Source organism: Pseudomonas sp. URIL14HWK12:I12 (assembly GCF_003097135.1).
Lineage (GTDB): Bacteria > Pseudomonadota > Gammaproteobacteria > Pseudomonadales > Pseudomonadaceae > Aquipseudomonas.
Genome location: NZ_QEQL01000006.1, coordinates 338,764 through 362,991, shown reverse-complemented (window position 1 = coordinate 362,991; position 24,228 = coordinate 338,764). Strand labels below are relative to the sequence as shown.

Annotated in this window: 28 protein-coding genes; 19 read left to right on the top strand and 9 right to left on the bottom strand. The window is 60.8% G+C overall.

What is annotated here, in order from left to right; genetic code table 11:
• The first annotated feature begins 2 nt into the window (after nucleotides 1-2).
• The 11 genes from rpmD to bfr all read left to right on the top strand — a co-directional run bounded on the left by rpmD (nucleotide 3) and on the right by bfr (nucleotide 7,357).
• Nucleotides 3-179 carry a 50S ribosomal protein L30 gene (rpmD, locus tag F474_RS19125; protein ID WP_097086946.1) on the top strand — a complete coding sequence of 59 codons (177 nt, stop codon included), beginning with the start codon at nucleotides 3-5 and terminating at the stop codon, nucleotides 177-179.
• Nucleotides 180-182: 3 nt separating this feature from the next.
• Nucleotides 183-617 (top strand): 50S ribosomal protein L15, encoded by a 435-nt coding sequence (gene rplO, locus F474_RS19120; RefSeq protein WP_097086948.1) that lies wholly within the window; start codon nucleotides 183-185, stop codon nucleotides 615-617.
• On the top strand, nucleotides 618-1,949 hold the full coding sequence (gene secY, locus F474_RS19115; RefSeq protein WP_097086950.1) for a preprotein translocase subunit SecY: 1,332 nt from the start codon (nucleotides 618-620) through the stop codon (nucleotides 1,947-1,949).
• Between the two features lie 28 nt (nucleotides 1,950-1,977).
• Nucleotides 1,978-2,094 carry a 50S ribosomal protein L36 gene (rpmJ, locus tag F474_RS19110; RefSeq protein WP_011531897.1) on the top strand — a complete coding sequence of 39 codons (117 nt, stop codon included), beginning with the start codon at nucleotides 1,978-1,980 and terminating at the stop codon, nucleotides 2,092-2,094.
• A gap of 131 nt (nucleotides 2,095-2,225) precedes the next feature.
• Complete coding sequence (rpsM, locus tag F474_RS19105) at nucleotides 2,226-2,582, top strand: 30S ribosomal protein S13 (RefSeq protein ID WP_075805181.1); 357 nt, start codon at nucleotides 2,226-2,228, stop codon at nucleotides 2,580-2,582.
• Between the two features lie 30 nt (nucleotides 2,583-2,612).
• Nucleotides 2,613-3,002, top strand: a complete 390-nt coding sequence (gene rpsK, locus F474_RS19100) for a 30S ribosomal protein S11 (RefSeq protein ID WP_065759197.1) — start codon at nucleotides 2,613-2,615, stop codon at nucleotides 3,000-3,002.
• A gap of 18 nt (nucleotides 3,003-3,020) precedes the next feature.
• Nucleotides 3,021-3,641: a 30S ribosomal protein S4 gene (rpsD, locus tag F474_RS19095; protein ID WP_097086953.1), complete on the top strand. Its 621-nt coding sequence runs from the start codon at nucleotides 3,021-3,023 to the stop codon at nucleotides 3,639-3,641.
• Nucleotides 3,642-3,663: 22 nt separating this feature from the next.
• Nucleotides 3,664-4,665, top strand: a complete 1,002-nt coding sequence (rpoA, locus tag F474_RS19090) for a DNA-directed RNA polymerase subunit alpha (RefSeq protein ID WP_097086954.1) — start codon at nucleotides 3,664-3,666, stop codon at nucleotides 4,663-4,665.
• 43 nt (nucleotides 4,666-4,708) lie between these two features.
• Nucleotides 4,709-5,095: a 50S ribosomal protein L17 gene (rplQ, locus tag F474_RS19085; protein WP_097086956.1), complete on the top strand. Its 387-nt coding sequence runs from the start codon at nucleotides 4,709-4,711 to the stop codon at nucleotides 5,093-5,095.
• Nucleotides 5,096-5,271: 176 nt separating this feature from the next.
• Nucleotides 5,272-6,720, top strand: coding sequence for a catalase (locus tag F474_RS19080; protein ID WP_097086959.1), 1,449 nt, complete (start codon nucleotides 5,272-5,274; stop codon nucleotides 6,718-6,720).
• A gap of 166 nt (nucleotides 6,721-6,886) precedes the next feature.
• Nucleotides 6,887-7,357, top strand: a complete 471-nt coding sequence (bfr, locus tag F474_RS19075; protein ID WP_097087659.1) for a bacterioferritin — start codon at nucleotides 6,887-6,889, stop codon at nucleotides 7,355-7,357.
• 47 nt (nucleotides 7,358-7,404) lie between these two features.
• On the opposite strand, the gene uvrA is transcribed toward bfr, so the two are convergent.
• Nucleotides 7,405-10,239, bottom strand: coding sequence for an excinuclease ABC subunit UvrA (gene uvrA, locus F474_RS19070; protein ID WP_097086960.1), 2,835 nt, complete (start codon nucleotides 10,237-10,239; stop codon nucleotides 7,405-7,407).
• A gap of 201 nt (nucleotides 10,240-10,440) precedes the next feature.
• Here uvrA and F474_RS19065 point away from each other — a divergent pair, with 201 nt between their 5' ends.
• Nucleotides 10,441-11,817, top strand: a complete 1,377-nt coding sequence (locus F474_RS19065; RefSeq protein WP_097086962.1) for an MFS transporter — start codon at nucleotides 10,441-10,443, stop codon at nucleotides 11,815-11,817.
• Between the two features lie 24 nt (nucleotides 11,818-11,841).
• On the top strand, nucleotides 11,842-12,384 hold the full coding sequence (gene ssb / locus F474_RS19060) for a single-stranded DNA-binding protein (protein ID WP_097086965.1): 543 nt from the start codon (nucleotides 11,842-11,844) through the stop codon (nucleotides 12,382-12,384).
• Nucleotides 12,385-12,467: 83 nt separating this feature from the next.
• On the opposite strand, the gene F474_RS19055 is transcribed toward ssb, so the two are convergent.
• On the bottom strand, nucleotides 12,468-13,376 hold the full coding sequence (locus F474_RS19055; protein ID WP_097086967.1) for a LysR substrate-binding domain-containing protein: 909 nt from the start codon (nucleotides 13,374-13,376) through the stop codon (nucleotides 12,468-12,470).
• Between the two features lie 145 nt (nucleotides 13,377-13,521).
• Here F474_RS19055 and F474_RS19050 point away from each other — a divergent pair, with 145 nt between their 5' ends.
• From F474_RS19050 to F474_RS19040, 3 genes are all read left to right on the top strand, one after another.
• Nucleotides 13,522-14,703, top strand: coding sequence for a gamma-butyrobetaine dioxygenase (locus tag F474_RS19050; protein ID WP_097086969.1), 1,182 nt, complete (start codon nucleotides 13,522-13,524; stop codon nucleotides 14,701-14,703).
• Nucleotides 14,704-14,936: 233 nt separating this feature from the next.
• Nucleotides 14,937-15,392: a hypothetical protein gene (locus F474_RS19045; protein WP_097086971.1), complete on the top strand. Its 456-nt coding sequence runs from the start codon at nucleotides 14,937-14,939 to the stop codon at nucleotides 15,390-15,392.
• Between the two features lie 68 nt (nucleotides 15,393-15,460).
• On the top strand, nucleotides 15,461-16,474 hold the full coding sequence (locus tag F474_RS19040) for an NAD(P)-dependent alcohol dehydrogenase (RefSeq protein WP_097087661.1): 1,014 nt from the start codon (nucleotides 15,461-15,463) through the stop codon (nucleotides 16,472-16,474).
• On the opposite strand, the gene F474_RS19035 is transcribed toward F474_RS19040, so the two are convergent.
• Nucleotides 16,475-17,113, bottom strand: a complete 639-nt coding sequence (locus F474_RS19035) for a ribonuclease T2 (RefSeq protein ID WP_097086972.1) — start codon at nucleotides 17,111-17,113, stop codon at nucleotides 16,475-16,477.
• 156 nt (nucleotides 17,114-17,269) lie between these two features.
• Between F474_RS19035 and F474_RS19030 the strand changes: the two genes are divergently transcribed.
• Both F474_RS19030 and F474_RS19025 read left to right on the top strand, forming a co-directional pair.
• Nucleotides 17,270-18,154, top strand: coding sequence for a sugar nucleotide-binding protein (locus F474_RS19030; RefSeq protein ID WP_097086975.1), 885 nt, complete (start codon nucleotides 17,270-17,272; stop codon nucleotides 18,152-18,154).
• A complete protein-coding gene (locus tag F474_RS19025) occupies nucleotides 18,147-19,076 on the top strand; it encodes an NAD-dependent epimerase/dehydratase family protein (RefSeq protein ID WP_097086977.1) in 930 nt (309 codons plus the stop codon). The genes F474_RS19030 and F474_RS19025 overlap by 8 nt, the downstream gene beginning before the upstream one ends.
• A 22-nt stretch (nucleotides 19,077-19,098) precedes the next feature.
• Here the strand turns inward: F474_RS19025 and F474_RS19020 are convergent, their stop codons facing one another.
• The 5 genes from F474_RS19020 to F474_RS19000 all read right to left on the bottom strand — a co-directional run bounded on the left by F474_RS19020 (nucleotide 19,099) and on the right by F474_RS19000 (nucleotide 22,911).
• Nucleotides 19,099-19,779, bottom strand: a complete 681-nt coding sequence (locus F474_RS19020; protein WP_097086979.1) for an OmpW family protein — start codon at nucleotides 19,777-19,779, stop codon at nucleotides 19,099-19,101.
• A 92-nt stretch (nucleotides 19,780-19,871) separates the two neighbouring features.
• Nucleotides 19,872-20,378 carry a DUF3299 domain-containing protein gene (locus F474_RS19015; protein ID WP_371916168.1) on the bottom strand — a complete coding sequence of 169 codons (507 nt, stop codon included), beginning with the start codon at nucleotides 20,376-20,378 and terminating at the stop codon, nucleotides 19,872-19,874.
• 7 nt (nucleotides 20,379-20,385) lie between these two features.
• Complete coding sequence (locus F474_RS19010) at nucleotides 20,386-21,651, bottom strand: FtsX-like permease family protein (RefSeq protein WP_097086984.1); 1,266 nt, start codon at nucleotides 21,649-21,651, stop codon at nucleotides 20,386-20,388.
• The gene (locus tag F474_RS19005; RefSeq protein ID WP_097086986.1) at nucleotides 21,651-22,361 is read right to left on the bottom strand and encodes an ABC transporter ATP-binding protein; all 711 of its coding nucleotides are present in this window, start codon (nucleotides 22,359-22,361) and stop codon (nucleotides 21,651-21,653) included. The genes F474_RS19010 and F474_RS19005 overlap by 1 nt, the downstream gene beginning before the upstream one ends.
• 1 nt (nucleotide 22,362) lies before the next feature.
• The gene (locus tag F474_RS19000; RefSeq protein ID WP_097086988.1) at nucleotides 22,363-22,911 is read right to left on the bottom strand and encodes a DUF2796 domain-containing protein; all 549 of its coding nucleotides are present in this window, start codon (nucleotides 22,909-22,911) and stop codon (nucleotides 22,363-22,365) included.
• A 109-nt stretch (nucleotides 22,912-23,020) separates the two neighbouring features.
• On the opposite strand from F474_RS19000, the gene F474_RS18995 reads away from it, so the two are divergent.
• Entirely contained in the window at nucleotides 23,021-23,368 is a 348-nt protein-coding gene (locus F474_RS18995) for a hypothetical protein (protein ID WP_097087663.1), read from the top strand.
• Here the strand turns inward: F474_RS18995 and F474_RS18990 are convergent.
• On the bottom strand, nucleotides 23,365-24,189 hold the full coding sequence (locus tag F474_RS18990) for an aldo/keto reductase (RefSeq protein ID WP_097086990.1): 825 nt from the start codon (nucleotides 24,187-24,189) through the stop codon (nucleotides 23,365-23,367). The two genes, F474_RS18995 and F474_RS18990, sit on opposite strands and share 4 nt — an antisense overlap.
• Between the last annotated feature and the right edge of the window lie 39 nt (nucleotides 24,190-24,228).

Genomic DNA, 24,228 nt, shown 5'->3' with positions numbered 1-24,228 from the left:
TCATGGCTACCGTCAAGGTTACTCTGATTAAAAGCACCGCCGGCCGCCTGCCCAACCACAAGCTCTGCGTGAAGGGTCTGGGTCTGCGCCGCATTGGTCACACCGTAGAAGTCCAAGACACCCCGGAAAACCGTGGGATGATCAACAAGGCTTACTACCTGCTGCGCGTCGAGGGTTAATCGATGAAACTCAATGATCTGAGCCCGGCTCCGGGTTCTCGTCCCGAGAAGCACCGTCCTGGTCGCGGTATCGGTAGCGGCCTGGGTAAAACCGGTGGCCGTGGCCACAAAGGCCAGACCTCCCGTTCCGGTGGCTCCATTGCCCCTGGTTTCGAGGGTGGTCAACAGCCTTTGCACCGTCGCCTGCCGAAATTCGGCTTCGTTTCCTTGAAGGCTATGGATCGCGCTGAAGTGCGTACTTCCGAGCTGGCCAAGGTGGAAGGTGATGTGGTTTCTGTTCAGTCTCTGAAAGAAGCCAACGTTATCAACCAAAACGTTCAGCGCGTGAAAGTTGTGCTGTCCGGCGAAGTTACTCGTGCGGTAACCCTGAAAGGTATCGGCGCCACCAAAGGTGCGCGTTCGGCTATCGAAGCAGCTGGCGGCAAGTTCGAGGAATAAATGGCTAAGCAAGGTGCTCTCTCTGCGCTCGGCAAGGGCGGGTTGTCCGAACTCTGGGCTCGTCTGCGTTTCCTGTTTCTGGCGATCATCGTCTACAGGATCGGCGCACACATCCCAGTGCCCGGTATCAATCCGGACCGCCTGGCGGATCTGTTCCGACAGAATGAGGGGACCATTCTTAGCTTGTTCAACATGTTTTCGGGCGGCGCGCTGGAGCGCATGAGCATTTTTGCACTGGGGATCATGCCGTACATTTCGGCGTCGATCATCATGCAGCTCATGACCGCAATCAGCCCGCAGCTGGAGCAGTTGAAGAAGGAAGGTGAAGCTGGCCGTCGCAAGATCAGCCAGTACACCCGCTATGGCACCGTAGTGCTGGCACTGGTTCAAGCCATTGGCATGTCCATTGGCCTGGCCAACCAGGGCGTTGCGTTCTCTGGTGGGTTCGCGTTCTATTTCGTGGCGGTATCGACCTTCGTGGCCGGTGCATTGTTCATGATGTGGTTGGGCGAGCAAATCACCGAGCGCGGCGTGGGCAATGGCATCTCGATGCTGATTTTCTCTGGCATCGTCGCTGGCTTGCCGCGTGCAGTGGGGCAGTCTTTCGAGTCTGCCCGTCAAGGCGATATCAACATCTTCGCCTTGATCGCTGTAGGCCTGGTAGCAGTAGCGATCATCGGTTTTGTGGTTTTCATCGAGCGTGGCCAACGCCGCATTGCGGTGCACTACGCCAAGCGCCAGCAGGGCCGCAAGGTCTTTGCTGAGCAGCGCAGCCACCTGCCGTTGAAAGTGAATATGGCTGGCGTTATTCCGGCCATCTTCGCAAGCAGCATCTTGCTGTTCCCGGCTTCGCTTGGCGCCTGGTTCGGTCAGTCTGAGGGTATGGGCTGGCTGCAGGACCTCTCGCAGTCGATCGCTCCTGGTCAGCCGTTGAACATTCTGCTGTTTAGTGCAGGGATCATTTTCTTCTGCTTCTTCTACACGGCCTTGATGTTCAACCCGAAAGACGTAGCGGAGAACCTGAAGAAATCCGGTGCCTTTATTCCGGGTATCCGTCCAGGTGAGCAGTCGGCACGCTACATTGATGGCGTCCTGACCCGCTTGACCATGTTCGGTGCTCTATACATGACGGCCGTGTGCCTGGTTCCCCAGTTTCTGGTGGTGGCAGCAAACGTTCCGTTCTACCTTGGCGGGACCTCGTTGCTGATCGTGGTCGTGGTTGTGATGGACTTTATGGCCCAAGTGCAATCGCACCTCGTTTCGCACCAGTACGAATCCCTGATGAAGAAAGCCAACCTGAAGGGCTACGGCGGCAGCGGTCTGCTGCGCTGAGAGACCCGTAAGGTTCGAGGAGTTGGTGATGAAAGTTCGCGCATCGGTGAAAAAGCTGTGCCGCAACTGCAAGATTATCCGCCGTGAAGGTATTGTGCGGGTCATCTGCAGCGCGGAACCACGCCACAAACAGCGCCAAGGCTGAGTGTGAGCTGTGCCCCAAGCCCAGCAGCTAGTGCGCTGCTGGGTTGATTATTTGTTATTACAGCGATATTATCTCGCGCCCTATTTCTTGGCTTCCGGGGCGTAGGTAGCTGTCAATTGGAGTCCCACTGAATGGCCCGTATTGCAGGCGTTAACATTCCAGATAACAAGCACACTGTTATCTCGCTGACCTACATCTATGGTGTTGGTCGCACGACTGCTCAGAAAATCTGTGCAGACGCTGGGGTAAACCCAGCAGCGAAGATCAAGGATCTGAGCGACGAGCAAATCGAACAGCTGCGTGGCGAAGTCGCCAAGGTCACCACCGAAGGTGATCTGCGCCGTGACATCAACATGAAGATCAAACGCTTGATGGACCTAGGTTGCTATCGCGGCCTGCGTCATCGCCGTGGTCTGCCGGTTCGCGGTCAGCGTACCAAGACCAACGCGCGTACCCGTAAGGGCCCACGCAAGCCGATCCGCAAGTAATCGCACCAGCGAATCGACAGGAATTTAGACATGGCAAAACCTGCTGCTCGTCCTCGTAAGAAAGTCAAAAAGACAGTGGTTGATGGCATCGCCCACATCCATGCGTCTTTCAACAACACCATCGTGACCATCACCGACCGTCAGGGCAATGCTCTGTCGTGGGCGACCTCCGGTGGTTCGGGCTTCCGTGGCTCCCGTAAGTCCACCCCGTTCGCTGCCCAGGTGGCTGCCGAGCGCGCTGGCCAGGCTGCCCTGGAATACGGTCTGAAGAACCTCGACGTCAACGTCAAAGGTCCAGGCCCAGGCCGTGAGTCTGCTGTTCGTGCTCTGAACAGCTGCGGCTATAAAATCGCCAGCATCACCGACGTGACGCCAATCCCGCATAACGGGTGCCGTCCGCCGAAGAAGCGTCGCGTGTAATCCAGGAGACAGTAGAAAATGGCACGTTACATTGGTCCAAAATGCAAACTGTCTCGTCGTGAAGGCACTGACCTGTTCCTGAAGAGCGGCGTTCGCGCTCTGGAATCGAAGTGCAACATCGAAACCGCACCGGGTATTCACGGCCAACGCCGTGGCCGTCAGTCCGACTACGGCACCCAGCTGCGTGAGAAACAGAAAGTTCGTCGCATCTATGGTGTTCTCGAGCGCCAATTCAGCGGTTACTACAAACTGGCTGCCAGCAAGAAAGGCGCCACGGGTGAGAACCTGCTGCAACTGCTCGAGTGCCGTCTGGACAACGTCGTTTACCGTATGGGCTTCGGTGCTACCCGCGCTGAATCTCGCCAGCTGGTTTCGCACAAAGCGATCAGCGTCAATGGCACTACCGTAAACGTCCCGTCCTATCAGGTTCGTCCAGGTGATGTAGTGGCCGTTCGCGAGAAATCGAAGAACCAGCTGCGTATCGTTCAAGCCCTTGAACTGAGCGCCCAGCGTGGCCGCGTTGAGTGGGTAGATGTAGACAGCGAGAAGAAATCCGGCGTGTTCAAAAACGTCCCGGCTCGCGCTGATCTGTCCGCCGACATCAACGAAAACCTGATCGTCGAGCTCTACTCCAAGTAAGGGCTAGAAAGTAGGTGCATCCATGCAGATTTCGGTAAATGAGTTTCTGACGCCCCGCCATATTGATGTGCAGGTCGTCAGCCCAACCCGCGCCAAAATCACGCTCGAACCTCTCGAGCGCGGTTTCGGTCACACTCTGGGCAACGCGCTGCGTCGCATCCTGTTGTCCTCCATGCCTGGCTGTGCAGTCGTAGAAGCCGAGATCGATGGCGTACTCCACGAGTACAGTGCCATCGAGGGTGTTCAGGAAGATGTCATTGAGATCCTTCTGAACCTGAAAGGCCTCGCGATCAAGCTGCACGGTCGTGACGAAGTGACGCTGACCTTGTCGAAAAAAGGTTCGGGGGTGGTTACCGCTGCCGATATCCAGCTGGATCATGATGTCGAGATCGTCAATCCCGAGCACGTGATTGCGAACCTGGCTTCCAACGGCGCGCTGAACATGAAGCTCGTCGTTGCCCGGGGCCGCGGTTACGAGCCGGCCGACGCTCGTCAGAGCGACGAAGACGAGAGCCGTAGCATCGGCCGTCTGCAGCTGGACGCCTCGTTCAGCCCGGTGCGTCGTATCGCCTATGTGGTCGAGAACGCCCGTGTTGAGCAGCGTACCAACCTGGACAAGCTGGTCATTGACCTGGAGACCAACGGTACTCTGGACCCTGAAGAGGCCATCCGCCGTGCCGCGACCATTCTGCAACAGCAGTTGGCCGCGTTCGTCGACCTCAAAGGTGACAGCGAGCCTGTGGTTGTGGAGCAGGAAGACGAGATCGATCCGATCCTGCTGCGCCCGGTAGATGATCTGGAACTGACTGTTCGTTCGGCGAACTGCCTTAAGGCGGAAAACATTTACTACATCGGCGACCTGATTCAGCGCACCGAAGTAGAACTGTTGAAGACTCCGAACCTTGGCAAGAAGTCCCTGACCGAAATCAAGGACGTTCTGGCCTCCCGCGGTCTTTCCCTCGGCATGCGCCTCGACAACTGGCCGCCTGCAAGTCTTAAGAAGGATGATAAGGCCACGGCCTGATCGTCGTAATCACCGAACGTAGAGTTTCGGTAAGGAATTCACCATGCGTCATCGTAAGAGTGGTCGTCACCTGAGCCGCACCAGTTCGCACCGCAAAGCCATGTTCCAAAACATGGCGGTGTCGCTGTTCGAACACGAGCTGATCAAAACTACCCTGCCAAAAGCCAAGGAACTGCGCCGCGTTGCCGAGCCGCTGATCACCCTGGCCAAGGTAGATAGCGTTGCTAACCGTCGTCTCGCTTTCGACCGTACCCGTTCGAAAGAAGCCGTTGGCAAGCTCTTCAAAGAGCTGGGCGTTCGCTATGCCAACCGTAACGGTGGCTACCTGCGTATCCTCAAGTGCGGTTTCCGCGCTGGTGACAACGCGCCTATGGCTTACGTAGAACTGGTTGACCGTCCGGTCGCTGGTACTGTGGAAGCTGCTGAGTAAGGCACACGCCTCTCAGATATAAAAAACCGGGCCTAGCCCGGTTTTTTATTGTGCAAAAAAAATCTATCAGGGGCAGTGCTTTAATAAATTAGAGCTTGTTCTGGTGCTCGGTATACTGGGCTCACGCGGCGCTTAAAGCCGCACGCTAGAGCCACCTGATAGAGGACGAATTCAGCATGAGCCAGGAAAAGATCCTGACCACCGCCAGCGGCGCTCCGGTTGCCGATAACCAAAACTCTCGTAGCGCTGGCCCCCGCGGGCCGCTTCTGCTCGATGACTTCCATCTGGTCGAAAAGCTCGCTCATTTCAATCGCGAAAACATTCCCGAGCGTCGCGTGCACGCCAAAGGCTCTGCAGCCTTCGGGACCTTCACCGTAACGGCCGACATCACTCGCTACTCCCGCGCCAAGTTGTTCAGTGAAGTCGGAAAGCGGACCGACGTACTCCTGCGGTTCTCCACCGTCGGGGGCGAGCGTGGCTCTGCCGATACCGAGCGAGACCCACGCGGTTTCGCGGTGAAGTTCTACACGGAGGAAGGTAACTGGGACATCGTTGGTAACAACACCCCGGTGTTTTTCATCCGCGACCCGTTGAAGTTTCCAGACTTTATTCACACACAGAAGCGCCACCCGCAGACCAACATGAAGAGCGCCCAGATGATGTGGGACTTCTGGTCGCATTCGCCCGAAGCCACTCACCAAGTCACGATCCTCTTCTCCGACCGTGGCATTCCGGACGGGTACCGTTTCATGCACGGCTTCGGTAGCCATACGTTCAGCCTGATCAATCAGGATGGCGAGCGGCACTGGGTCAAATGGCACTTCAAGAGCCAGCAAGGCATCAAGAACCTGCCTCCGGCTGAGGCTGCGCGGCTGGCCGGTACTGACCCGGATTACGCCCAGCGCGACCTGTTCAATGCCATTGAGGCCAACGACTTTCCCAAATGGCGTGCCTGCGTCCAGATCATGAGCGAGGCCCAGGCCCAGGCTCATCATGAGAACCCGTTCGACGTCACCAAGACCTGGTCCCAAAAGGACTACCCGTTGATTGAGGTCGGCACCCTTGAGCTGAACCGCAACCCGCAAAACTACTTCGCCGAGGTCGAGCAGGCGGCATTTGCCCCGAGCAACGTCGTGCCGGGGGTCGGCCTTTCGCCGGATCGCATGCTGCAGGGGCGGGTGTTCGCTTACGCCGACGCGCATCGCTATCGCGTGGGTACCAATCACCAGCAATTGCCGGTCAATGCGCCGAAATCGCCCGTTAACAGCTACCAGCGAGACGGTGCCATGGCATTTGGCAGCAATGGCGGTGCGTCGCCGAATTACGAGCCCAACAGCTACGCAGATGCCCCAAAGCAAGCCCCCCGTTATGCTGAGCCGCCACTGTCGTTGAGCGGTGCGGCAGCGCGATGGGATCATCGCGAAGACACTGACTACTACAGCCACGCAGGTGTGCTCTTCCGGCTTATGAGCGACGAGCAGCGTGCTTTGTTGATCAGCAATATCGCCGGTGCGATGGCGGGCGTTAGTAACGATGTGGTTCAAAGGCAATTGCAGCACTTCTACAAGGCGGACCCAGCCTATGGCCGGGGAATCGCCGAAAAGTTGGGGATTGCGCTAGGTTAACGCACACGGTATTCGCAACGATAAGGAGAACCGCCCTCAATTGGGCGGTTTTCGCGTTTTTAGGCGGATATTTCGCCGATTTTTGGCTACTTATTGCCACTCAATAGGTGACCTGTGCCGGCGCATGCTTCACAATATCGGCTTTGCAACCGTGGAGAAGGGCCCCATGCAAGGTCATCCAGATGTTATCGATTACCTCAACACGCTGTTGACCGGCGAACTGGCGGCCCGCGATCAATATTTCGTGCATTCGCGCATGTATGAGGATTGGGGCTTCACGGCGCTGTATGAGCGCATGAACCACGAGATGGAAGAGGAGGCGCAACACGCCGACGCCCTCATGCGCCGCATCTTGATGCTCGAAGGCACACCTCGCATGCGCCCCGACGATCTGGACGTAGGTACCAGCGTGCCCACAATGTTCGAGAGCGACCTGCGCCTGGAGTACAAGGTGCGTGACGCGCTGCGCAAAGGCATTGCCCTCTGCGAGCAACATGGCGATTACGTGAGCCGTGAGATTCTGCGGGTGCAACTGAGCGACACCGAGGAAGATCATACCTACTGGCTCGAAAAGCAGCTGGGCCTGATCAAATCCATTGGGCTGGAAAACTATCTTCAGTCCCAGGCCCGCAGTTAAGCCGCCATTGATGGAAGAACGCCGCCCTATCGGGCGGCGTTTTCGTTTCAGGCCCGGTCTCGCTCCAGCAACGGCTTCAGGTACTTGCCCGTGTAGGACTGGGGCATTTGCGCTACCTCTTCCGGTGTGCCGCACGCGATGATCTGGCCACCTTTGGAACCGCCCTCCGGCCCAAGGTCCACCAACCAGTCGGCGGTCTTGATGACGTCCAGGTTGTGCTCGATCACCACGACGGTATTGCCGTGATCACGCAGGCGATGCAATACATCCAGCAGCTGTTGAATGTCCGCAAAGTGCAGGCCTGTCGTGGGCTCATCGAGGATGTAAAGGGTCTTGCCAGTGTCTCGTTTGGAGAGCTCGCGCGACAGCTTGACCCGCTGCGCTTCACCCCCCGAGAGCGTCGTCGCCGATTGCCCGAGCTTGATGTATGAAAGCCCGACGTCCATCAGCGTTTGCAGCTTGCGAGCCAGCGCCGGCACTGCGTCGAAGAAGCCGCGAGCGTCTTCGATGGTCATGTCCAGCACCTCGTCGATGCTCTTGCCCTTGTAGCGGATTTCCAGCGTTTCGCGGTTGTAGCGCTTGCTCTTGCATACATCGCACGGCACGTAGATGTCCGGCAGAAAGTGCATTTCAACCTTGATCAAGCCATCGCCCTGGCAGGCCTCGCAGCGGCCACCCTTGACGTTGAACGAGAAGCGGCCTGGCCCATAGCCCCGCGCACGGGCTTCGGGCACCCCTGCGAACAGCTCGCGGATCGGAGTGAACAAGCCGGTGTAGGTGGCCGGGTTGGAGCGGGGCGTGCGGCCGATCGGGCTCTGGTCGATGTCAACGACCTTGTCCAGATGCTGCAGGCCGTTGATGCTGTCATGCGCTGCCGCTTCCAGTGTGGTGGCGCCGTTCAGGGCAGTGGAGCTCAGGGGGAACAGCGTATTGTTGATCAGCGTCGACTTGCCTGAGCCCGATACCCCGGTCACACAGGTCAGCAGCCCCACCGGGATCTCCAGGTCGACTTTCTGTAGGTTATTACCTCGCGCGCCCTTGATGGTCACCGCCAGCTTCTTGTCGCGCGGGGTACGCTTCGCGGGGACGACGATTTTCTTGCGCCCAGACAGGTACTTGCCAGTTTCCGAATCCGGATGTGCCATTACTTGAGCCGGTGTACCTTCAGCAACGATCTGGCCACCGTGGACGCCCGCGCCTGGGCCGATATCCACCACATAGTCGGCGAGGCGAATGGCGTCTTCATCGTGCTCGACCACAATCACCGTGTTTCCGATATCGCGCAGGTGATTGAGCGTAGCCAGCAGCCGGTCGTTGTCGCGCTGGTGCAGGCCGATCGACGGCTCATCGAGGATGTACATCACCCCCACCAGGCCAGCACCGATCTGGCTCGCCAGGCGGATACGCTGGGCTTCGCCGCCCGACAGGGTATCGGCGCTGCGGTCCAGTGTCAGGTAGTCCAAGCCCACATTGACCAGGAACTGCAGGCGCTCGCGGATCTCCTTGAGAATCTTGTCGGCGATCTCCCCGCGCCGGCCTGTCAGGCTCAGCTTGCCGAAATATTCCCACGCGTCACCGATCGGCAGGCCCGTAACCGCAGGCAGGGTTTTTTCGCCGACCCACACGTGGCGGGCTTCACGGCGCAACCGAGTACCACGGCAATCCGGGCACGGCTGGGTGCTGAGGAACTTGGCCAGCTCTTCACGAACCGTGTTCGACTCTGTTTCCCGGTAGCGCCGCTCAAGGTTCGGAATGATCCCTTCGAATGGGTGCGAGCGCTTGACGATGTCGCCGCGGTCGTTGAGGTACTTGAAGTCCACATTCTGTTTGCCAGTGCCATACAACAGCAGTTTCTGCACATCGGCGGCCAGGTTGTCGAAAGGCTCGTCGAGGCTGAAGCGGAACTGCCCGGCCAGGGAACCGAGCATCTGGAAGTAGTAGACGTTTCGCCGATCCCAGCCGCGTATCGCGCCTTCGGCCAGCGTCAGCTCGCCATTGACTAGGCGTTTGGCATCGAAGAATTGCTTCACGCCCAGGCCGTCGCAGGTGGGGCATGCGCCGGCCGGGTTGTTGAAGGAAAACAGCTTCGGTTCGAGCTCACTGATCGAGTGGCCGCAGATCGGGCAGGCAAAGCGGGCCGAGAATATGGTGTCTTCGCCACCCTCGTCATCCATCGAAGCGACCAGGGCGATGCCATCGGCAAGGTTCAGCGCCGTTTCGAACGACTCAGCGAGCCGCTGCTGGAGGTCAGCGCGTACTTTGAAACGGTCAACGACCACTTCGACAGTGTGTTTCTTCTGCTTGTCGAGCTTGGGCAGTTCGTCCAGCTCATGCAGGCGCCCATCGATACGGGCGCGCACAAAGCCTTGCGCGCGCAGCTCTTCGAACACGGCCAGGTGCTCGCCCTTGCGTTCGCGAATCACCGGTGCCAGCAACATCAGCCTGCGGCCCTCGGGCTCTGCCAGCACTTGGTCGACCATCTGGCTCACGGTCTGCGCTTCTAGCGGCTCGTCGTGGTCTGGGCAACGGGGCGTGCCCACGCGTGCATAGAGCAGGCGAAGGTAGTCGTAGATCTCGGTGATAGTGCCCACTGTGGACCGTGGGTTGTGCGAGGTGGACTTCTGTTCGATGGAAATCGCCGGAGACAACCCTTCGATGGTATCCACGTCGGGCTTTTCCATCATCGACAGGAACTGCCGGGCGTAAGCCGACAGCGACTCGACGTAGCGGCGTTGGCCTTCAGCGTAGAGTGTGTCGAAGGCCAGGGAAGACTTGCCTGAGCCAGAGAGCCCCGTGATGACGATCAGCTTGTCGCGGGGCAGGGTCAAATCGATGTTTTTCAGGTTGTGGGTACGTGCCCCACGAATCAGGATCTTGTCCAAAGCAGCCTCGCTTGGCGGGCGGAAACCTAGCAGTATACGGGGGCGTGGCGACGGTCTGCACGGCTGTATGAAAGCGCGTCAGAGCATGTAGGAAAGTCGACGGATGGCCGTGAAGATCCCTTAATGTGGCAAAGCGTCGCCGGCCGTGCCGTTAACCGATCCGACTGGTAGAATCGCCGCCGGTTCATACGAGGTTCTTTCATGCACGATCTCCATCGCGAACGCATGAGCGCGGGCGAAACACGCGCTGCTGGTAGCCTGGCGCTGGTGTTCGCTTTCCGCATGCTTGGCATGTTCATGGTGCTCCCGGTACTGGCCACTTATGGCATGGACCTGGCTGGCGCCACCCCCGCGCTGATCGGCCTGGCCATCGGTGCCTACGGCCTGACTCAAGCGCTGCTGCAGATCCCCTTCGGGATTATCTCCGACCGTATCGGCCGCCGCCCGGTGATCTATGTGGGTCTTGTGCTCTTTGCCTTGGGCAGTTTGCTGGCTGCGCACGCCGATTCCATCTGGGGGGTGATTGGCGGTCGTGTGCTGCAAGGGGCCGGTGCCATCTCTGCGGCCGTTATGGCGCTGTTGTCAGACCTCACCCGCGAACAGCACCGTACCAAGGCCATGGCGATGATCGGCATGAGCATCGGCCTGTCGTTCGCCGTGGCGATGGTGGTAGGGCCGCTGCTGACCCGCGCGTTCGGGTTGTCGGGGCTATTCCTGGCAACAGCGGTGCTGGCCATGGTCGGCTTTCTGCTGGTGGCCTTTGTAGTGCCGCGCAGTAACGGCCTGTTGCAGCATCGAGAGTCGGGGGTGGCCCGCCAGGCGTTAGTGCCCACCTTGCGCAATGCCGAGCTGCTGCGGCTCAACGCGGGCATCTTCATCCTCCACGGCGTATTGATGTGCAGTTTCGTCGCGTTGCCACTGGCGTACGTCGAGCGGGCGGGGCTTGCGAAGGAACAGCATTGGTGGGTGTACCTCACTGCGCTGTTCGTCTCATTCTTTGCAATGGTTCCGTTCATCATCTACGGCGAGAAAAAGCGCAAGATGAAACGCGTCCTCCTGGGCGCGGTTGCGGTTCTGATGCTCACCGAACTGTTTTTCTGGGCCTGGGGCTTCGGCCTTGAGCGGTTGGTGGTGGCCACGGTGGTGTTCTTCACCGCGTTCAACCTGCTGGAAGCGTCCCTGCCGTCGCTGGTGAGCAAGGTGTCGCCAGCAGGCGGCAAGGGCACGGCAATGGGGGTGTATTCCACTAGCCAGTTCCTGGGCGCGGCGCTTGGCGGCATTCTCGGTGGTTGGCTGTACCAGCACGGGGGCCTCAGCGGTGCGTTCCTCGGAAGCGCTGCATTGCTCGCCCTCTGGTTAGTGATTGCTGGTACCATGCGCGAACCACCTTACGTCACCAGCCTGCGCATGCCGCTGGCGGATCAGGTATTGGGCGATGCCAGCCTGAGTGAACGGCTGATGGCCGTCCCGGGAGTGACAGACGCCGTGGTGGTGGCCGAAGAGGCCGCCGTCTACATCAAATTCGATACTAAAGTAGTGGACCGCTCCGCTATCGAGGCCTTGGTCAATCCGGCTTGATAGGGGCGTTCCCGGGAGAACGATATGGCCCGCGGGGTTAACAAAGTCATTTTGGTCGGCAGCGTCGGCCAGGATCCGGAAGTGCGCTACCTGCCCAACGGCAACGCGGTCACCAACCTCAGCCTGGCGACCAGCGAGCAGTGGACCGACAAGCAAAGCGGCCAGAAGGTCGAGCGCACCGAGTGGCACCGAGTCTCGCTGTTCGGCCGCGTGGCCGAAGTGGCTGGCGAGTACGTTCGCAAGGGCTCGCAGATCTACGTCGAAGGCAAGCTGCAAACCCGTGAGTGGGAAAAAGACGGCATCAAGCGCTACACCACTGAGATCGTCGTAGACATGCAAGGCACCATGCAGCTGCTGGGCAGTCGCCAGCAGGGCCAGGGTGGCCAGCAGGGCGGTTACGACCAGGGCGGTGGCGGGGGCAACTACGCCCAGCAGGCGCCTCGCCAACAGGCACAGCAGCGCCCGCAACAGGCCCCGCGCCAGCAGCAGAGCGCGCCACCGCAGCAGCAGCAGGCGCCACAACCTGCAGCGGATTTCGACAGTTTCGATGACGATATTCCGTTCTGAAGCCTGGCTTCACAAGACCGGCAAACAAAAAGCGAGGCCATTCATTTGGCCTCGCTTTTTGCTTTTAGCCGTTACAGAAAGGCCTATAGAGAAACACCCAACTGCCCTTTGAGCCAATCGATCAATGTCTGCGTTTCCTGGTGGTTGGGCTTGCCCTCCCTGCGGAAAACAGAAATGGCCTCGGGCAAGTTTATGCTTTCGGTGCAGGGGCGAACCAGTGCGCCGCTGTCTATCAGCCGGGCCGCTGTTCGTTGCCAGCCCATCGCGATCCCATGGCCCTCAACCGCCGCCTGAAGCATCAATGAGTAGCTGTCGAAGCTGACCCCCTTATGGCCGTGGGGCAGGCTAACACCGTGTGCCGTAAGCCATGTTCCCCATTCCAGCAGGTGGGGCGGGTCGGCATGGTGATGGAGCAGGGTATGGGGCAGAAGCCTATGGATATCCAGGGGGCCTTTTTGGCCAACATATTCGGGGGAACACACGGGAAACACTTCATCGGCCGCGGTAAAAGCCAACGGATGGTTTCCATGATCTCGCCCTGTGCTTTGCAAAGCCACGTCGAAGTAGCCTTCGAACTCCGTCAGCGGTTTAGTCGAGGTTGCCACCTTCAATTCAATTTGAGGGTATGCCTGATGAAAGTCCGACAGCCTCGGCATAAGCCAATGAAAGGCCTCGCACAGCTGGCAAAGCAGGACTACTTCGTTCTTACGTGCGCCACTGCGCAGCTCCATTGCCCGCGCCGCTACGGATTTCAACGCCGCCCGCACTGCATTCGCTAAATCCTGGCCAGCGTCAGTCAGAAAAACAGCGCGGTTACGCCGAACGAATAGCGGCTGCCCGATATTGGCCTCGATGATACGAATCTGCCGGCTTACTGCCGCCTGTGTGATGTGCAGCTCATCAGCGGCTTTGGAAAAACTACCGAGCCTGGCCGCAGCCTCGAAAGGAAGTAGGGCAGACAGGGGCGGAAGGGATTTTCCAAGTGAATTCATAATAGAAGGTTATGTATCGGAAAGGAGATCTCGTTTGTAGCATGCCGGCTTGCCCTTCACCATAGCGCTACGCAAATGAGAGGGGGCCCCCGATCTTGCGACGATACATAACCCAGATTAACCCGACATCCCTAGGGAGAGCGCTATGGATGCTATTGCAGACTACCGAACATACGCGGTCATCAGCCCCATTACCGCAGCGGTTATGAAGGGCGCTCATGTGGATGTCACCTGGGGAGATGGCCGTTTAAGCCCCTACCATTACATCTGGCTGCGAGATAACTGCCCCTGCAGTGAGTGCGTCTATGGCGTAACGCGCGAGCAAGTGTTCGAGATCGCCGATGCGCCCATGGAAATAAAGGCGTCAAAAGTCTCTGTCACCGAGGGCGGATCTTTGTTGGTCGAATGGGATCAGGGCCATACCAGCCAATACGATGCGGGCTGGCTTCGTGCCCATGCCTATGACGAGGTGTCGCTGGCCGAACAGGCAGCCGAACGACCCAAGCCTCACCGTTGGAACGCCACACTGGCAGTTCCAACCTTCGGTTATGACGCCATCATGCAGGATGATGAAGTTTTGCTGGCGTGGCTGCTCGCACTGCGCGATACCGGTTTGAGCCTGGTGAATGGTGTCCCCGTCGAGCCTGGTTCTCTCAAGCTTGTCGCCAACCGTATCTCCTTCATTCGAGAGTCCAATTTCGGCGTCCTGTTTAACGTTCAGTCAAAGGCTGAAGCAGACAGCAACGCTTACACCACCTTTAACTTGCCACTTCATACGGACCTGCCGACGCGGGAATTGCAGCCGGGCTTGCAGTTTCTCCACTGCCTGATCAATAACGCCGTCGGAGGCAGCAGCACCTTTGTGGACGGTTTCGAAATTGCCGAAGCGTTGCGGCTGGAAGACCCGGAGGCCTTCGCCGCGCTCAGCGAGACCCGGGTGGAGTTTCGCAACAAAGGCCGCACCAGCGACTACCGTTGCCGGGCGCCGATCATTGCGTTGAATGAAGCGGGAGAAGTTACCGAGATTCGGATGGCCAATTTTTTGCGTGGCCCTTTCAGTACGCCTGTTGAGCGAATGCTGCCACTTTATCGGGCCTACCGCCGGTTCATCGAAATGACCCGTGAAGCTCGCTTCCGTTATCGCCATCGCCTGGAGGCCGGGCAGATGTGGTGCTTCGATAACCGCCGCGCTCTGCACGCTCGAGACGAGTTCGACCCTACGACCGGGGAGCGGCATTTCCAAGGGTGCTACATTGATCGCGACGAGTTGCTGTCACGCATTCTTGTTTTGCAACGCTTGGCACCAGAAAGCGGAAGGGGCAGCTAGGCCATCCGGTTTGAGTTGGCGCTGGCGCAGGCCCCGTTGGGCGTCGCATCGTATGTGTACCGCTTAACGCGGCCTGGGGGCCGGGCTTCAAGATGATTTCGTGAAAGTGCGTGAAATCTTCAGTGTGTTGTGAATTGCTGTGAAAGCGCGGGCTTTTCCAGATTTCCTTCATGGTAGTGTCACGGTCATGGCACATCGTGACAGTGCCATCACCACACTTCAGGGAAGCCGCCATGACCAACGTCTCTTCCACCAGCAACAACAGTTCGTCGCCAGGCAATACCAGCAATGCATTCGACAGCCGGTTGGACATCGCCAAGTCCAGCAAGACCCTCTCTGACTATATGCGCCAGAAGGGCAAGGGTGCGATTACCGGTGATGAGCTCAAGCAGTTGGCCAATAGCAACAGCGCGCCTGCGGACGTAAAGGCGGCGGCCAACTACATGGTCAGCCACCCCGATGTATTCACCGCCATCGAAACCCACGATGTGGCCGGGGCCGACAACCTTTCAGGCTCCTGGAACTTCGACTGGGCGGCCAACGGCGGCCTGAAGGGTACGGCCACCGAAGCCATCGCCAAGATGCAGGACACCTTTGATTTCGCCATCGCCAAATCAGCGCAGATCACCGAAATCAGCACGGGCAAGAAGGCCGAACTCGACGGTACCAAGCAACGCCCGCAAAACTGACGCGCCACGCACCAAGCCAATACGCTCTACACTGATCAGCCCTTGTGATCGGTGTGGAGCGTTTTTTCATGAAAGCAATGGTGCTCAAAGCCCCTGGCGGGCTGGCCAATATCGAACTGCGCGATCTGCCTGACCCGGGTCAGCCCGGCAAGGGCCAGGTGCGCGTCCGCGTGCACGCCAGCTCGCTCAATTACCACGATCTGCTGGTGGCCAATGGCGGCATCCCTACCGAAGACGGCCGCCTGTTGCTGTCAGACGGTGCCGGTGTGGTCGAAGCGGTCGGTGAGGGCGTTACTGAGTTCAAGCCGGGTGACCACGTAGTATCGACGTTCTTCCCGCACTGGCTGTCCGGGCCCGCATTCGCTGCGGTAGGGCATTTCGGCCAGACGCCTGGGGACGGTATCGACGGGTTCGCCAGTGAGTACGTGGTGCGCGACACCCAGGCCTTCACCCTTGCTCCTCGTGGGTGGAGCCACGCCGAGGCGGCGACCATCACTACGGCAGGGCTGACCGCCTGGCGAGCCCTTGTGGGGGATGGCCAGCTAAAGGCCGGAGACACTCTTCTCACGCTGGGCACCGGTGGTGTGTCCATTGCTGCGTTGCAGATCGGCAAACTGATGGGCGCGCGCGTGATCGTTACCTCCTCCTCCAACGACAAGCTCGAGCGTGCCAGGCAGCTGGGCGCCGATGCCACGGTCAATTACCGTGAACATCCAGAGTGGGCCGAGCAGGTGCGCGAACTCACCCAAGGCCATGGCGTTGACCATGTCATCGAGCTGGGCGGGCCGGGCACCTTGGGCCAGTCGATCCGCGCCGTGAAGGTGGGCGGCCATATTTCCCTGATCGGCGTGCTGACTGGTCGCCAGGGCGAAGTGCCAACCGCACTGCTGATGGCCAAGCAAGTGCGGTTGCAGGGGCTGATCGTGGGCACCCGCCTGCAGCAGCAGGAGTATGTGAGGGCGCTGGAATCGAGCTCGATTCGCCCGGTGCTCGACCGAAGCTTCCCCTTGGAGAGCCTGGCCGATGCATTCCGCTTGCAGGAAGCGGGCGGCCACTTCGGCAAGGTAAGCGTGCAGTGGTGATCAACGTACCCCGGGTATCAGCAGGTCATCGCGCTTGCATTGCCCCTTGAGTGCGGCACCGCAGGCGGTGGGTTGCAGGCTTTTGCTCAGGCACACACGCACCTCGCTCAACTGGCCACGCGTGCAGTAGACCGCCAGGCCATCTTCCGGGATGGCCGGGTTACGCTGGCGAAACAACGCTTTGATCTGGCCGGCGCCCAGCCGCTGGGCGTTGGCGGAGGGCTCAAACTGCGCGGGGATGGCCACCGCTGCCAGTGCTTGGTCCGAGGCGGCCAGGTACCCCTGAGCGCCAAGGCCGCTGCAAGTACCGTGTTTTTTCCATTCATGGGCCATCAAGGCAGGCGAAGGGAACAGTGTCATTCCTTTAACTCGTTCGGCCTCGCTGAGCGGCATGAAAGGCTCGCAGAACTGCGGCCAGCCGTTGTTTGCGTATTGCGGCCATAGCCCGTGCAGCACGAACCCATAGCCCTTGCCCCGGCACTGCACGTCCTGTGGCTTGCTCAGGCAATAGCTGGGCGACCAGGACAGGCTCAGCACATAAAAATCGAACACCCCAGGCGTGCCCTCGGCATGGGCCAGCGTGAACGGATGGCTGGCCAGCACAGCGAGCATCAGCAGTTTGCGCAACGGGCTTGCCATGCGAGCGGTTTCCAGAAAAAAGGTCGGTGTGCACGATAACCTTTTGCTACCTGCCCGTCATGGGGTGACTAAACCCCCCAAAACCCGCAAAATGGCGGCTTTATCCAAAGCGGGGCAGCGACAGCCCGCTCCACCGACACCGGACCTGCTGAATCGATGCGAATGCGCCTGATGCTCCTGGGCGGCGGCAACGCCCTTGGGCAAGCACTGATCCGCCAGGGGGCCGAGGAAGATGTCAGCTTCCTGGCTCCGCGCCCACCCGAGGCTGGTTGGGACGCGGCGAGCCTAACCCAGCTACTCGACGAGAACCGCCCTGACGTGGTGGTCAACCTGGCCTACTACTTCGACTGGTTCCAGGGCGAAAGCGTGGGCGCATCGCGCCTGGCCGGGCAAGAGCGGGCGATCGAGCGGCTGGCCGAGCTGTGCACGCATCACGGCATCGTGCTCGTGCAACCGTCGAGCTACCGCGTGTTCGATGGGGCCCGCGCCACCGCCTACAGTGAACGGGACGAGCCCCTGCCGCTGGGTTTGCGCGGCCAAAGCCTCTGGCGTATCGAGCAAAGCGTGCGGGCGATCTGCCCACAGCATGTCATGCTGCGCTTCGGCTGGCTGCTCGACGAGAGCCGCGAGGGCATCATGGGGCGCTTCCTGGCGCAGGTGATCGGCGGCCAGGCCGTGCAACTGGCCGACGACCGCCGCGGCAACCCCACGCCGGTAGATGACGCAGCGCGGGTGATCCTCTCGGTGCTCAAACAGCTCGACTGCGAGGCGCCGCTATGGGGCACCTACCACTACGCAGGCAACGAAGCCACCACCGCCCTGGCCCTGGGCCAGGCGATCCTGGGCGAGGCCGCGGCGCTGCACTCGGTGAGTGCCGGGCAGATCAGCCCGCAAAGCCACGCCGCATTACCGGATGCCTTCGAAGAACCCCAGCATGCCGTGTTGGCCTGCAAGAAAATCCTACACACCTTCGGGATCAAGCCCCGCGCCTGGCGCGCCGGCCTCCCGGCCCTGCTGGAACGTTACTTTCGCCATGGCTGAAGCCCCCATCCTGATCACCGGCGGTGCCGGCTTCATTGGCTCGCACCTCGCCCAGGCCCTGCTGGCCGCCGGCTACCCAGTGCGTGTGCTCGACGACCTTTCCACGGGCAAGCGCAGCAATCTGCCGCTGGCCAACCCGGCACTGGAGCTGATCGTGGCGGACGTGGCTGACGCCGAGGCAGTTACGGCTGCCACCCGAGGCTGCCGTGCCGTGGTGCACTTGGCGGCGGTGGCTTCGGTTCAGGCATCTGTGGAAGACCCGGTCAGAACTCACCGGAGCAATTTCATCGGCACGCTGAACCTGTGCGAAGCCATGCGCCTGGCGGGTATCCGCCGGGTGCTGTTTGCTTCCAGTGCAGCGGTATACGGCAACAATGGCGAAGGCGTCGAAGTCTGCGAAAGCACACCCAAGGCGCCGCTCACACCCTACGCCAGCGACAAGCTCGCCAGCGAGCAGTACCTGGAGTTCTACCAGCGCCAGCACGGCCTGGAGCCGGTGATCTTCCGCTTCTTCAACATCTACGGCCCCCGCCAGGACCCATCCTCGCCTTATTCCGGGGTGATCAGCATCTTCGCCCAGCGGGCGCTGGCCGGCGTGCCTATCACCGTATTCGGCGATGGTGAGCAAACACGCGACTTCTTCTACGTCGAAGATCTGGTCAAGCTGCTGGTGCAGGCACTGGAGGCCGAGCAGGTGCAAGAAGGCGCGGTAAACGTGGGGCTCAACGAGGCCACCTCGCTCAATGGTTTGCTCGCGGCACTCGAAGAAGTGGTAGGGGCATTGCCTGCGGTCAGCTACCAGCCAGCGCGGGCAGGGGACATTCGCCATTCGCGGGCGAACAACCAGCGGCTGCTGGAGCGCTTCGAGGTCGCTGCGCCTACGCCGTTGGTGGAAGGGTTGCGCAAGCTGCTGGCGGAGTGATCCCACCAGCAGCCTGGCCAGCTCAGAACTTGTAGCCCAAGCCGACCATGTACACCCAGGGGTCTACATCCACATCGACCTTCGTTTTGCTGGCGCCCAAAGCAGTGGGGCCGTCCACGGTGCCTTTGGTATCGATGTCGACGTACCAGACCGAGGCGTTGAACATCACGTGGTCGGTCAGCTGGTAGTCGAAGCCCAGCTGGCCTGCCAAGCCCACCGAATTCTGCATCTTCAGGTTGCTGAAGCCCTGCGCCTTGCGCTCGCTCGTCAGGTCTTCATCGAAGAACAGCGTGTAGTTGATGCCAATGCCGGCATATGGCTGGAATTTGGACGTCGGCGCCATTGGGTAGTACTGCAGCGACAGGGTGGGTGGCAGTTGCTTGATGTCGGCCAGCTTGCCATCCAGGCCCGCGCCCTTCACGCCCACGCTGTGGTTGAACGGCGTCGCCGCCAGCAGTTCGACGGCGAAATGGTCGTCGAGCATGTAGGCAAAGGCCAGCCCCAATTGGGTGTCGCTGTCCAGGGTGGCCTTTGTGCCACCTACGCGTGCGCCGTCCACACGCAGGTTGCCGCTGCCTTCGTTGGGGGCCACGGTAGCCGCGCCAGCGCGAACGATGAAGTCACCCGCCTGGTGAGCCTGGGCGAGAGAAGGCAGGGCCATGGCCAATGCGGCCAGAGAGGCGCTGAGCAGCGCGGTTTTCATGGGTGCTCCTTAGGCATTCAATAAGTTCTGAAGCCATGATAGGAGCCCTGAAAGCCGCGGAATTGACCTGACGCAACGTTACGCTTAATTGATCACTCAGGCAGCTCATAAACGGCTATGCGCTCACCGACCATCTGGTAGCCTGCCTCTGCCAGCTCGCTGGTGCTGGCCTTGACCCGCATCGGCCCCTCGATCCAGTAGGGCTGGTAAAGCTCCTCGACCTTCACGCCCAGCTCCGAGGTCACGTGCACGATCTGGTTCGACGGCGGCGGCGGCACATGGATGCAGGCGCCGTAGTAGGGCACCAGCAAGAAGTCGGTAGTGCGGCCTTCTTCGTTCACCTCCAGCGGCACGATATAACCGGGCAAGCGCACCTGCTGGCCATCGAGCGCCTGCACCACAGGTGCATGGGGCGCCTGCTGATGGGCTGCCGGCGCATCCTCCTGCAAGGCGGTGCCCATTTTCGACAGGTCGTGCAGCGGCGCCATCTGCGGGGCTAGCTTCGGCGCGTCGGCAGGGATCAAGTCGTCCCAGCTCAGCACGTGGGTCGGTGCTGCCAGTGCTGCTGTGGCCAGTGCCCACAAGGCAAGGCCAGCCATTATCGCCTTACACATGGATCGACAACCCGTCGGCCAGCGACTGCCGATAGGCGCGCCAGGCCGGTACCGTCCCCATCAGCACGGCACAGCCCATGATCACGCCCAGCAAACTCAGCTCATAGCTGCTAGGTAGCGACAGCGGTAGATAGATACCGTATTGCGCCTGAACGAAGCCTTGGGCAGCGGCGATACTGCCGTAAAGCAGGCCGACGCCGGCTGCGATGCCGATTCCGGCCAAGGCAGCCGCTTCGGCCACCAGCAGCCCGGCGATGTGCCATGGGCGGGCGCCGACCGAGCGCAGGATCGCCATCTCGCGGCGCCGTTCGTTGAGGCTGGTGAGGATTGCCGTCAGCATGCCGATCAGCCCGGTCAGAACCACGAATGCCGACACCACGAACAGCGCCTGCTCGGCAGTGCCCATCAGGCTCCACAGCTCTTGCAGCGCCACCCCAGGAAGAATCGCCATCATCGGCTCACCCCGAAAGTCATTGATTTCGCGCTGCAGGGCGAACGTGGTGACTTTGCTGTTGAGCCCCAGCAGGAACGCGGTGATCGCATTGGGGGTGAGGTCCATGTGCCGCGCCTGCTCGGCGCTGACTCGGCCTTCGCCGCGCGCCGGCACACCGTTGTGCCAATCGATATGGATCGCCTCCATGCCGGCCAGGCTGATGTGCAACGTGCGGTCCACCGGGGTGCCGGTGCGCGCCAGCACACCCACCACCGTAAAAGGCTTGTCGTCGTGCTTGACCAGGCTGATGGTCGACACCCCATGAGCCAGCACCACCTTGTCGCCCAGATGGTAGTGCAGCGCCTCGGCCACCTCAGCGCCCAGCACCACCTCGAACGGATCATCGGCGAATGGCCGGCCCTCAGCCAGTACCAGAGGCCGATGGTGCCCGTACTCATAGTGCTCGAAATAATTGTGATCGGTACCCAGCACTCGGTAGCCGCGGTGCGAGTCTCCCAGAGAGAGCGGAATCGCCCATTTCACCCGTGGGTCCTGGGCGTAATGCTGGTAGCTGTCCCAGCGGATGTTGTTGGTGGCATTACCGATGCGAAACACCGAATACAGCAGCAGGTTGACCGAACCGGAGCGGGCGCCGACCACCAGGTCGGTGCCGCTCAAGGTTGCCGCGAAGCTGGCGCGGGCTTCGGTGCGCACTCGCTCCACCGCCAGCAACAGGCACACCGACAAGGCAATGGCGAACGCGGTGAGAAAAGCGGTGAAGCGTCGGTTGGCAAGGCTGGCCAGGGCCAGGCGAAGCAGATACATCAGATCGCCTCCAGGCGCGGTGCGCGGTTGAGCTCAGCCAAGGAGGCCGCGCGGTCGAACAAAGGCGCCAGGCTCTGGTCGTGGCTGACGAACAACAGCCCTGCACCGGCCTGCCGGCACTCCTGGAACAGCAGTTGGATGAAGGCTTCCCGCGCATCGGCATCCAGGGCCGATGTCGGTTCGTCGGCGATCACCAGCTCAGGTTGGCCAATCAGTGCGCGGGCTGCTGCCACACGCTGCTGCTGGCCGATCGAGAGGGTCCCGGCGCGTCGCGCCAGCAGAGCCGGGTGCTTCAGGCCCAGATGCTCGAGCAGCGCCGCTGCCGCCGCGCCAACACTGCCGTGGCGCTGTTCTGCACGCTGGCGGCGTACTGCGGAGAAGCGGCAGGGTAGCTCGACGTTCTCCCGAACCGAAAGAAACGGCAGCAGGTTGAACTGCTGGAAGATGTAGCCGGTGTGATCGACCCGGAAATGGTCGCGGGCACCTTGGGAAAGCTGAGCAAGGTCTTGCCCCAGCACCCGGATGCTGCCGCGCTGTGGTCGCTGGACGCCGCCCAGCAGGCCCAGCAGGGTGGTCTTGCCACTGCCGCTTGGGCCGCGCAGGAACAGGCTCTCGCCGCGGGCCAGGCTCAGCTGCGCAATGTCCAGCAGTCCAGGCTGGCCCGGCCAGGCGAAGCCTACCTCGGCCAGGTCGATCAGGTCGGCGGCCATCTCAGAACTTCAGCACGCTGTTGGCAGGCGTTGCCTCCAGGCCCTTCTGCCCGCTGCCGGTGATGGCTTGTACGGCGATCTTGTGGGTACCTGGGAAGGCCTTGAAGAACGGTGCAAAGTCGATGCTGGCCAACGCCGAAGGGTTGTCGCACTGGAATTGATAGTGGCCGTCTACATCTGCGTGCTCGTGCCCTTCGTGCGCCTTGCTCGGGGCCGCATCGGCGAACACCGGGCTGTTCACCTCGCTTTGTGCGGCGATGCATTTGGCCGCAGCGGGCAGGGCGAAGAGGGTCTCGGGCTTGTCCAGGCGCTGCTGGGCCGCGGCGGCCTGGGCCTTCTGCTCGGCGGTGGTTGCCGCGTGCTCGAAGCCGACGATGTTCATGGCCGGGCTGTCCAGCTCGATTTCAAGCGTCTGGCCATCGAGGGCAACGTTCAGCTGGGCCGTGCCGTGTTCATGAGCACCGAGGCTGCCATGTTCGTGTTCATCATGGGCTTGTGCGGCGCACAGCGGCAAAAGGGCAAAGGGCAGGGCGAGCAGCAGAGGGCGCATTAGGTGGGGCTCCACAGCGATTCTATAAAGGTGCGTAATGTTATAACGCATTTTGCGCCATCACCAGCCTTGCGCTATGGTCGCCGCTGAATTTCAGGTGAGCGCCAGCATGATCAGAATCAAGGGAACGGTTGGGCCATGGCCAGTGGACCTGGCCATCGAGTTGTCTGACGCAGACTGGCAGCGCCTGGGGGGCCAGCTCGTAGTGCAGTCTGACGTGGCGCCGGCGCCGTCGAAACCGGCGGCGAAGGCCAACGCCGACGATGCCCGTTGGCTGGCCGCTCTGCGTTTGGTCGAGCAGGCCGGCCAGGTGCAGGGCCCTGCACTGATGGAGCAGCTCGAGGGCCTGGCGGGCAGCGCCTCGGCGGCCAAGCGCCTGTTGGTGCGCCTGCGCCACTGCGCGCAGGTGCGGGTTCAAACTGACGCCGACGCGCCGCTGTACTGCTGGGTCGGTTAGAACGTGTCTGGGTCTGGCCCAAGGCGCTCGTGCCGGTCAAGCTTGGCAATCGCCGCCATGTCGTCGGCGTCCAGCTTGAAGTCCAGCACCTGAGCATTGCTGCGGATCCGCTCGGGTGTGACGGATTTGGGGATCACGATCGTGCCGCTGTCCAGGTGCCAGCGGATGATCACCTGGCCGGCGTTCTTGCCATGCTTGCGTGCAATGGCTTCGATGGCCGGGTCTTCGATCGCCTTGCCCTGAGCCAGCGGGCTCCAGGCTTCGGTATGGATGCCCAGTTCCTGGTGCAGCGCGCGCAACTCTTTCTGCTGAAGGTAGGGGTGCAGCTCGATCTGGTTGACCGATGGCGTCACGCCCGTTTCATCGATGATGCGGCGCAGGTGCGGTGCATGAAAGTTCGACACCCCGATCGAACGGGTCAGGCCACGCTTTTTCAGCTCGATCAGTGCCTGCCAGGTTTCCACGTACAGGTCCTTGGCCGGTTGCGCCCAGTGGATCAGCAGCAGGTCGACATGGTCCATCTTCAAGCGTTGCAGGCTGCTTTCCAGCGCGCTGATGGCTGAGTCGTAACCCTGATCGTCGTTCCACACCTTGGTGGTGATGAACAGGCTGTCGCGTGGCTTGCCGGCCTTGCGTACCCCTTCGCCCACGCCCGCTTCGTTCTTGTAGATCGCTGCGGTGTCGATGGCCAGGTAGCCGGCCTGGATCGCTTCGCTCACCGCCAACGTGGCTTCGCTGTCGCTGGCCTTCCAGACGCCCAGCCCCAGCTGCGGCATGCTGATGCCGTCGTTGAGCGTGACTAGAGGATGTGAAGTGCTCATGGGCTTCTCCCGGGTCAGTGGCAAAGAAATACTGACCCG